6 protein-coding genes and 2 pseudogenes are annotated in these 9,737 nt (G+C 73.3%); 1 reads left to right on the top strand and 7 read right to left on the bottom strand.

Annotated features, from left to right (window positions below; genetic code table 11):
- From JWN97_RS04945 to JWN97_RS04925, 5 genes are all read right to left on the bottom strand, one after another.
- The coding region (locus tag JWN97_RS04945) for a hypothetical protein (RefSeq protein ID WP_297619211.1) at positions 1–249 on the bottom strand (249 nt) is incomplete at its 3' end.
- Between the two features lie 65 nt (positions 250–314).
- Positions 315–983 (bottom strand): RNA polymerase sigma factor SigM, encoded by a 669-nt coding sequence (gene sigM / locus JWN97_RS04940; protein WP_297619208.1) that lies wholly within the window; start codon positions 981–983, stop codon positions 315–317.
- Positions 980–2,830, bottom strand: a complete 1,851-nt coding sequence (locus JWN97_RS04935; protein ID WP_297619206.1) for a protein kinase — start codon at positions 2,828–2,830, stop codon at positions 980–982. The genes sigM and JWN97_RS04935 overlap by 4 nt, the downstream gene beginning before the upstream one ends.
- A 60-nt stretch (positions 2,831–2,890) precedes the next feature.
- A complete protein-coding gene (gene murJ, locus JWN97_RS04930; RefSeq protein WP_297619203.1) occupies positions 2,891–4,531 on the bottom strand; it encodes a murein biosynthesis integral membrane protein MurJ in 1,641 nt (546 codons plus the stop codon).
- Positions 4,528–6,780: a DUF6049 family protein gene (locus JWN97_RS04925; RefSeq protein ID WP_297619201.1), complete on the bottom strand. Its 2,253-nt coding sequence runs from the start codon at positions 6,778–6,780 to the stop codon at positions 4,528–4,530. Before JWN97_RS04925 ends, murJ begins: the two co-directional genes overlap by 4 nt.
- Before the next feature lie 90 nt (positions 6,781–6,870).
- Here JWN97_RS04925 and JWN97_RS04920 point away from each other — a divergent pair.
- Positions 6,871–8,343, top strand: a pseudogene (locus JWN97_RS04920) (CCA tRNA nucleotidyltransferase).
- Here the strand turns inward: JWN97_RS04920 and JWN97_RS04915 are convergent.
- Together JWN97_RS04915 and JWN97_RS04910 are read right to left on the bottom strand one after the other, a co-directional pair.
- Entirely contained in the window at positions 8,327–9,004 is a 678-nt protein-coding gene (locus JWN97_RS04915; RefSeq protein ID WP_297619196.1) for an NAD(P)-binding domain-containing protein, read from the bottom strand. The pseudogene JWN97_RS04920 and the gene JWN97_RS04915 overlap by 17 nt on opposite strands.
- A 153-nt stretch (positions 9,005–9,157) precedes the next feature.
- Positions 9,158–9,737 (bottom strand): annotated as a pseudogene (locus JWN97_RS04910) (inositol-3-phosphate synthase); the annotation flags it as partial.

The following is a 9,737-nucleotide window of genomic DNA, read 5'->3' as shown; positions in this document are numbered from 1 at the left end:
GGCGACCACGACCGCGGCCGCGGCGAGCAGGCCGATCCCGGCCGCGCGGCGACGGCGGGCGCCGAGGTCGACGACGGGAGCGGGCGCGTTCCCGGTGAGGGGGGCCTCGCCGCGCTCGGAGACGAGGGAGGCGAGGGTCTCGTCGAGGCGGGCGACGACCTCGGGAGGCACGGGTCCGTCGTGCCGGGCGTCGGCGAGCAGGCCTCGTACGGCGTCCTGTTCGGGCGTGAGGCCGGAGGAATCGGTCATCGGGTCACCTCCTCGGGTGCGGTGCTGGGGGTGCGGTGCTGCAGTGGGGAGTGCGGTCGATCGGCTCAGGGCGCGGGTGGTCCGCGGGGCCGCACGGTGGGTTGGACGGGACCGTCCGGGGGCGGGTTCCCGTGAGGCGTGTCACCGGACGGCTGGTGGAGGTCGAGCAGGAGCCCCGCGAGCTTGGTGCGCCCGCGTGAGCAGCGCGACTTCACGGTGCCCTCGGCGCAGCCGAGCATCGTGGCCACCTCGGCGACCGGGTAGCCCTCCATGTCGACGAGGACCAGCGCGGCGCGCTGGTCGGCGGGGAGCGTGGCGAGGGCGGCCAGGACGCGGCGACGGCGCTCGGAGTCCTCGGCGGCGGCGTCGGGCTGGTCGTCGTGGACGGCGGTCGCGACCAGGGTGCCGCGGTCCTCGACGTCGTCGGGCAGCGCCTCGAGGCGGCGGATCTTCGACGCCCGGAGCCGGTCGAGGCAGGCGTTGACGACGACGCGGTGCAGCCACGTGGTCACGGCGGCCTCGCCGCGGAAGGAGCCGGCCCGCCGGAAGGCGGCGATCATGCCGTCCTGGAGCCCGTCGGCGGCGTCCTCGGGGTTGTCCATCGTGCGGAGCGCGACGGCCCAGAGCCGGTCGCGATGGCGCGCGAAGAGCTCGCCGAACGCATCGCCGTCACCGTCGACGTGGGCCTGGATCAGCTCCAGGTCGGAGCGGTCGTCGCTCCGCGGGGCGGTCATCCGAGCACCTGCACCTCGGAGATGGCGCCGCGGTACTCCCCGTCGACGGCGGGCAGCAGGGTCAGCCAGATCGTGACGTAGCGCCCCGACACCGCCTCGGCCAGGTCGATCGTCAGCTCGCCGGTGCCGGACGCCGTGCCGACGGGCGTCAGGTCCGAGACGCCGGTGGGTGCCGCGGAGGTGACGTACGCCGCCAGCGACGTCTGGCCGCCCGCGGTGGTGACCACCACCCGGCGTACGCCCTTGGTGGCGCCGAGGTCGATGACGAGGCCGACGCCGGTCTTGAGCCCGCCCGGGCCGAAGTTCTGGAGGTAGCTCGAGGTGGTCCACGACGTGGTCGGGTCGCCGTCGACGGCGTTGGGGACCGCCTCCGGGTTCTCCTCGCGCGGCTCGGAGCCCTGCGGGTCGAAGTCGTCGGCGACGAGGTCGGTGAACGGGGTCGGTTGCGCCACGGAGGGTGTCGTCGACGCGCTCGGCTCGTCGCCGGAGTCGCCCGTCGGCGGCCTGAGCCCCAGCTGGTAGGCGGCGACGGCCGCCACCATCACCAGCACGCAGACCCCGACGATCATCGCCAGCCGGATCCAGCTGCGCCCGGGCACCTGGTCGCCGGTGTCGTCGAGGCCCTCGCCGGTGGCCCAGGGGTCACCCGTCCAGGAGCCGGACGACCACGAGCCGGTGTCGCGGCCCGCGGGCCTGCTCGAGTCCCGGCTCGAGTCCTGGGAGACGTCCCACGGCCAGTACTCCGGGTTGGCCGACGCGACCCGGGCACCGGGACGCGGGCGTCGTACGGGCTCGCCGGCCGGCGGGTCGGGGGCGAAGAGCGGCTTGGGCGGGGGCTCCTCGAGCGGCGGCGGCGGCTCGGGCTTCTCGGCCCGCGCCCGCAACCAGTCGACCTCGTCGTCGTCGTGGAAGACGGGCATGCCCGCCTGGGTGGGCAGGTCGGTCACGGGTGTCGGCCCGTCCGACACGGGCGCGGGGTCGGGCACGGGCTCGGGCGTCACGGCGGGGACGGCCATGGTCGGGACCGCGGCGATGGACGAGGGGGGCAGCGGCCGGACCGCCTGGATGGGGGCGTGCGTCCCGGTGAGGTCACCGACGTAGGCCTGCAGCAGGTCGCAGATGCCCCGGGCACTGAGGTCGGCCGTCGGACCGGGCGTGTCCTGGGGGTTGAGCACCTCGTCGCAGAGGGTGTCGAGCAGGCGGGGGATCCCGGCCCGGACGCGTCGCGGTCGCAGCACCTGGCCGTGGACCTCGGGAGCGGACGGGACGGCCGACTCCGAGACGCCGGCCCAGGTGCCGGTGAGGGCGAAGTAGAGGAGGCCGGCGAGGTCGATCTCGTCGACGTGGGTGCGGCCCCGGGGCAGGCCCCGGAGCGCCGCGTCGACTCCGAAGCCGATGATCCGCACCTGGCCGTGCTGGTCGACGAGCACGTTCTCCGGGGTCAGCCGACCGTGCGCGAGACCGGCGGCGTGGGCTTCCGCCATGCTGTCGGCGACCTCGGCGACCAGCCAGGCCGCGCGCCGTGGCGGCAGCGGGCCCTCGCGGTTGAGCAGGATGTCGAGCGAGTCGCCCTGGCCCCACTCGTTGACGACGTAGCACCGGCTGTCGGTGACCTCCGCGTCGAGGACGCGGAGCAGCCGCCGGTCGATGACCGGACCGGCGCCGCGCGCGGCCTCAAGGACCGCGTCGGCCCGCGGGTCGTCGGCCGCGAGCACGTGGATGGCGACCGGGCGGTGCAGGACGAGGTCGTGGGCACGCCAGAACCGCCCCGAGCCGTAGTCGGCCAGGAGGTCGTCGAGGCGGTAGCGCGCGGCGAGCACGTCACCGGCCTGCATCGACGTCGGCATCGTTCACCCCACTTCCCACACGTCTCGGACCTCGTCCTTGCTACGCCATCGTAGGGAGTCTCACCCCCGCCGCAGCCGCGCCGCGACGGTGTCGACCAGGGTCGTGACCTCCCGCACGTGCAGCAGCCGGGCGCCCGCGAGGACCACGACCCCGCCGGCGAGCCCGCTGAGGCCGCCGCGCAGGAGCGCGACCAGCGGTCCCGGACGGTCACCGAGGCCGGCCAGCGCGTGCTCGACCAGCCAGGCGGTCGCCGCGGCAGCGGCGAGGACGAGCGCCATCCGGACGAGGAACCGGACCAGCTGTGGTGTCTCGAGGCCGCCGACGGTGCGCCGGAGGACCACGAAGCTCACCACCGCACCCACGGCGTACGACGACAGGTAGGCGACGACGAGCATCGGGGCCGTCTCCTCCGGCGGGCGGCTCGGGACGAGGGCGGTGGCCACCAGGACGTTGGTGGTCGACACCGCGAGCTGGATGAAGAAGACCAGGCGCGTCATCTCCATCGCGTAGAAGCCGCGCAGCATGAAGTAGTGGATGGTGAAGAAGACGAGAGCCGGCCCGAAGAGCGCCAGGGTCGGCCCGAAGGTGGCGGCCGTGTCCTCTCCTCCGCCCCAGCCGAAGGCGAAGCCGGCCACGTCGCCGGCGAGCACGGGCATGAGCACCGCGAAGGGCAGGACCAGCGCGAGGGCGGTGCGCAGCGTCGAGCCGACCGTGCTGCCGAGCTCGGTGAGCCGGTCCTCGTGGGCGTACGACGAGAGCCGCGGCAGGATCGCCGTCGCCAGCGAGACCGTCACGATGGCGTGCGGCACCATCATGATCAGCAGGCTGTTGGAGTAGACGGTGAGGCCGGTGCCGTCGCCGCCGCCGGCCGTGCCGCCCGAGGCGAGCTTGACCACGACGAGGTACGCCGCCTGCGTGGCGAGGACGAAGAGCACCGTCCAGACGCCGAGCGAGAGCGTGTGCCTGAGCTCGGGGTCGCGGAAGTCGAAGCGCGGGCGGTAGGTGAAGCCCGACGCGCGGAGGTAGGGGACCAGGACCGCGAACTGCGCGACGATGCCGAGCGTGGAGCCGAGGCCGAGCAGCACCTCCTGGCTGGTGTCGAGCGCCTGGTAGCGCGCCACGCTGTCGCCGACGGAACCCCACACGACGAGGTAGGCGACCAGCATCACCACGGAGATGAGGTTGTTGGCGATGGGGGCCCACATCATCGGGCCGAAGCGTCCGCGGGCGTTGAGCACCTGGCCGACCAGGACGTACATCCCGTAGAAGAAGACCTGCGGCAGGCACCACCGGGTCAGGTCGACGATCGTCTCGAGGTGGGCGACCCGGTCGGGGTCGAGGAAGCGACCGTCGAGGTAGACGCGCAGCAGCAGCGGCGCGAGCACGACCAGCAGCACGGTGACCGACCCGAGGAACAGGGCGGACAGCGTGATGACGCGGCTGGCGTAGGCGTCGCCCCCGTCGGGATCGGCCTTGATCCGCCGCACGAGCTGGGGCACGAGCACCGCGTTGAAGACGCCGCCGGCCAGCAGGATGTAGACCATGTTGGGCAGCGTGTTGGCGATGGTGAAGAGGTCGGCGCGCAGCACCCCGCCGAGCGCCGCGACCAGCAGGGCGCTGCGGATGAAGCCCGAGGCCCGGGAGAAGACGGTGCCCGCGGCCATCACCGCCGAGGAGGCCAGGATCCGCTGCTCGGTCATGGTCGCTCCGGGAACAGGCGGGCGTCACCGGGGCCGGTGTCGCGCGGGTCGGAGCCGGTCTGGTGGGCATCGGTCGGCTCGGGCTCGTCCCCCTCGTCGTCGCCGTGCTCCCGCGCCGCCAGCTCGCGCCGCCGGGCGCGGATCTGTCCGGGCAGGCGGTAGCCGATCATCCCGAAGAGGACCAGCCCGCCCGCGCCCATCATGATCCAGATGAGCGCACTCACCCGGGCGGCACGCACCGGCAGCTCGTCGGTCGAGCCGAGCGGGACCCCGTCGGTGCTCATCACGGCCAGGCGGAGGTTGTGGAGGCCGGGCTGGGTGGTGGCCGCCTCGAGCCTGACCACGCTGCGCGCCTCGGGTCCGAGCGTGCGCTCGCCGGCACCGGTGACCGTGAGGTCGGAGTCGGTCAGCGCGTCGACGCGGACCGTCACCGGTTGGTCGAGACCGTTGACCAGGGTGGCCCCGAGCGGCCCGGAGTCGCTGGAGAGGGTGACGCGGGTGGGCGCCTCGATCTGGATCTTGCCGAGGTCGGCGCGCAGCGCGTCGTCGATGCGGCCGGCGGCGAGCGCGGCCAGCCGCGGCGCGGCGCGGTGCTGTGCGGACAGGGTGACCATGGCTTCGTCACCCACCTGCGTCTCGATGGTCGTCTGGAGGGTGAGGACCTGCTCGAGCAGGGTGGCCCGGTCCGTGGCACGACGTGCGGCGACGAATCCGGCGGCGCCGAGCTCGGCCTGCACGTCCGTGTCGGTGTAGACCAGGCTCGAGGCCGGGACGCCCGTCGCCGACCGGTCGGCGACCTCGGCCACCGGCACGAGGTCCAGCCACGGCTGCTCGAGGTCGGTGAAGAACGAGGCGGCGTCCTCGCCGCGCCACACCGTGGGCAGCTTGACGATGACCGGCGCGGTGTCGTCATGGACGGCGTGCAGCGCGGCCTCGCTGAGGAGCCGCTGCCGCAGGGCGAGCGGGTCGCTGGCAGCCGTCGGTCCGGGCCCGCCCGCCTCCGCCCCGGTGCTGGTGACGACCACCTTGTGGCCGAGCAGCCGCACCACCGAGCTGGGACTGTCGGGCGGCAGGGCGAACGCGTTGTCGCCGAGCATGACCAGCGCCTCGGGCGGTGTGGCCGCGAGCGCCTCGGGGCTGAGCAGTCCGTCGTCCGGGGCGACGGCCAGCCGGGACGGCAGGCCCAGCAGCGCCATGACCTGGGTGCTGCGCGACAGTGCCTGGGTGTAGCGGTCGGGGTCGTGCCGGACCGCCGCCGACACGTCGAGGTCACCGAAGGGCAGGGTCAGCACCGGCTCCGTGCCCACGAGCGCCTGGAACCGCGCGAGCCACGCGGTGGCCGCGGCCGTGAGCTCCGCGTCCTCGTCGGTGCTCGCCCCGGGCTCGGTGGCGGGTGGCGCCAGGCTCGGCGTCTCACCCTCGCTCGTCTCCCCGTCGGTCGGCGTCGGGGTGGGCTGCTGGTCCGGCACGGAGGGGTCCGGGGTGATGTCGCGGGTGGGGTTGCCGTACGACAGCCGCTTGAGCGCGACCAGCACCGCTGGGTCGACCAGCCAGCTGTAGGCAGCGCCACCGGCGGAGTCGGCCATGTTCAGGACGCTGTCCAGGGTGCCGCCCTCCTCCAGGCGGCGGGCCCAGCGATCGGTGCCGCCGATCCTGCCCTCGTCGTCGTACCAGACCCGTCCGCGCAGCGACAGGACCACCGAGGCCTCTTGGCGGGCGTCGCCCTCGGGTCGTGCAGGGATGAACGTGCGGGCTCGCCCGTCGGCCACCTGGTCGCGCGGGACCGCACCGTCACCGAGGGCGTGCACGCCGATCCAGTAGACGCCGGCCTGGTCGGGGATGCCCAGCAGCTCCACGGGCACGGAGTCGGAGAAGTCGGCGCTCTCGCCCGGCGCGAGCACGTCGATCGTGTCGAAGGTGCCCGGCACGATGACCCGCTCGCCGACGGACGCCGTGGGCGCGATCGTCGTGGCCACCGCCAGCAGGGCCGACTCGAGGATCGGTGACTGGGAGGCGAACGCGTGCACGTTGATCCGGGTGAACGTGTCGTCGCTGGTGTTGGTGACGGTGCCGGCGATCTCGACGTCGCCGCTGCGCGGCAGCACGGGACTGATGGTGTCGATGTGGACGAGGAGCGGGTCCGGGTCCTCGGCGGGCGCCGCTGCGGCGGGCGCCACGGCGAGTGCGCACGACGCCCCGAGCGCCAGGAGCCCCGCCAGGGCAGCACGGAACACGGACGGGCGGGGCACGCGACGATGCTAGTTGACCGGTCGCCACCCCCTCGGCTGACTCGCGCCAGTTGCCGGGTGGGCCCGGGACGCCACCTAGACTGTCCTGTCGTGTCCGAAGCCCCCCTGCCCCCGCTCACGATCGTCGAGATCCAGCGCCGCGTCGGCGCGGAGCTGGATCGCATCGGTTCGGTCATCGACGAGCTCGGCGCCCGCTTCGCCGAGGCCGGCGAGGAGCTCGCACTGGTCGGCGGACCGGTCCGCGACGCGATGATCGGCCGGCTGCAGAACGACCTCGACTTCACCACCTCCGCCCGACCCGACACCACCGAGCGGCTGCTCGCCGGTTGGGCCGACGCCGTGTGGGACATGGGCCGAGCGTTCGGCACGATCGGCTGCCGCAAGGGTCCCTGGCAGGTCGAGATCACGACCTACCGCTCGGAGAGCTACGACCCGACCTCGCGCAAGCCCGACGTCGACTTCGGCGACAGCCTCGCCGGCGACCTGGGGCGGCGCGACTTCACCGTCAACGCGATGGCGGTGCGGGTGCCGAGCCGGGACTTCGTCGACCTCTACGGCGGGATCGTCGACCTGGCCGAGCGGGTCCTGCGCACGCCCGGCACGCCGGAGGACTCCTTCTCCGACGACCCGCTGCGGATGATGCGCGCGGCCCGGTTCGCCGCCCAGCTCGGCTTCTCCGTCGCCCCCGACGTGGTCGCGGCGATGACCGCGATGGCCGGTCGGATCGAGATCATCTCCGCCGAGCGGGTGCGCGACGAGCTGGTCAAGCTGATCTGCGCCCCGCACCCGCGCCTGGGCCTCAAGCTGCTCGTCGACACCGGCCTGGCGGCGTACGTCCTCCCGGAGCTGCCCGCCCTCGCGCTCGAGCGCGACGAGCACCACCGCCACAAGGACGTCTACGAGCACACCTTGACCGTGCTGGAGCAGTCGATCGACCTCGAGCACCGCCTCGGCGGGGGCCCCGACTTCGTCTCGCGCTTCGCCGCGTTGATGCACGACGTCGGCAAGCCCAAGACCCGCCGCTTCGAGTCCGGCGGCATCGTGACCTTCCACCACCACGACGTGGTGGGCGCCAAGCTGACCCGCAAGCGGATGCAGGCGCTGCGCTTCGCCAACGCCGACATCGACGCGGTCGCCACGCTCGTGGAGCTGCACCTGCGCTTCCACGGCTACGGGTCGGGGGAGTGGACCGACAGCGCCGTACGCCGCTACGTCCGCGACGCCGGCGACTAGCTCGAGCGCCTGCACATCCTCACCCGCGCCGATTGCACGACGCGCAACCAGCGCAAGGCCGACCGGCTGCGCCGCACCTACGACTCGCTGGAGGAGCGCATCGCGCGGCTCGGCGAGGAGGAGGAGCTGGCCGCCATCCGTCCCGACCTCGACGGCAACCAGATCATGACGATCCTCGACATCGGTCCGGGCCGCGAGGTGGGGGAGGCGTACGCGTTCCTGCTCGAGCTGCGCATGGAGGAGGGGCCGAAGTCGCCCGAGGAGGCCGAGGCCGCCCTGCGCGCGTGGTGGGCCCACGGTCGTGGGGAGGGCGTCAGCGCACGACCTTGATGTTGAACATCCCCGTGCCCAGGGCGGCCATGGTGCGCAGCCACAGCGGGAGCAGCATCTCGGTGCCGCGCGCGGTCTCGATCCCGCCGAGGTCGATCACGTCCTGGTGACCGAGGCCGACCAGCAGCTGCGTCACCGCCGCCTTGGCGTCGGCGTCGTCGCCCGAGACGAAGACGGTGCTCGCCTCGCCGAGCAGGCCGGGGTCCACCATGAGCGGTGCGGTCAGGGTGTTGAGCGACTTCACGACCCTCGCCTCGGGGAAGGCGGCCTGGATCCGCTCGGCCAGCGAGTCGGTGTCCTTGACGAAGAGGGTCGGCGGGAAGCCGGCGGAGAAGTCGAGCGGGTTGGAGATGTCGAGCACGGGCTTGCCGGCGAGGTGGTCGGCACCGGCGGCGGTGAGCATGTCGAGGGCCGCGGAGCCGCTTCCCGCGAGCACCACCAGGTCGGCGCCGGCAGCGGCGTCCGCGAAGGTCGTGAGGGCGACCTCGGCGTGCTGGGCGTGCCACACGGCGAACGGCGGGTTGCCCATGCCGTCGGGCTCGGTGCGCGCCAGCGTGTCCTCCGGGTCGCGGGTGCCCACCGCCACCGCGTGGCCGAGGCGGCTGAGTCCACCGGCGAGGGCCTGGCCGACCGCTCCGGTGCCGAGTACGGCGATGTCCATGGCTGTGTCCTTCCGAAGGCGTGGAGCGCCCTGCCCACTGCTGCTCCATGATCCTCGCGCCGCGGGGCACCGGGCAACGGCAGCGGCCCCGCAGTCCGGTGTGGACTGCGGGGCCGCTGTCAGCGTCGTGGGACGCTCAGTGCTGCGTCGGGGTCACTCCCCGGCAATGAACTTCTCGAGCTCGGCGCGGCCGAGGTCGTCGGCCATCTGCACCGGCGGGGACTTCATCAGGTAGGCCGAGGCACCCAGGATCGGGCCGCCGATGCCGCGGTCCTTGGCGATCTTGGCCGCACGGACGGCGTCGATGATGATGCCGGCCGAGTTGGGGGAGTCCCAGACCTCGAGCTTGTACTCCAGGTTGAGCGGGGCATCACCGAAGGCGCGACCCTCGAGGCGGACGTAGGCCCACTTGCGGTCGTCGAGCCAGGCCACGTAGTCCGACGGACCGATGTGCACGTTGCGGTCGTTGGCCCCGGCGCCGGCCAGCGTGCCGACGAGGTTGGAGGTCACGGCCTGGGTCTTGGAGACCTTCTTGGACTCCAGGCGCTCGCGCTCGAGCATGTTCTTGAAGTCCATGTTGCCGCCGACGTTGAGCTGCATGGTGCGGTCCAGTTGCACGCCGCGGTCCTCGAACAGCTTGGCCAGCACGCGGTGGGTGATGGTCGCCCCGACCTGGCTCTTGATGTCGTCACCGATGATCGGCACACCCGCGGCGGTGAACTTGTCCGCCCAC

Origin of the sequence: Nocardioides sp. (assembly GCF_025965415.1) — a bacterium.
In the GTDB taxonomy this organism is placed as follows: Bacteria; Actinomycetota; Actinomycetes; order Propionibacteriales; family Nocardioidaceae; genus Nocardioides.
Note: the sequence above shows the minus strand (reverse complement) of the source record. Positions and strands in the feature narration are given on the sequence as shown.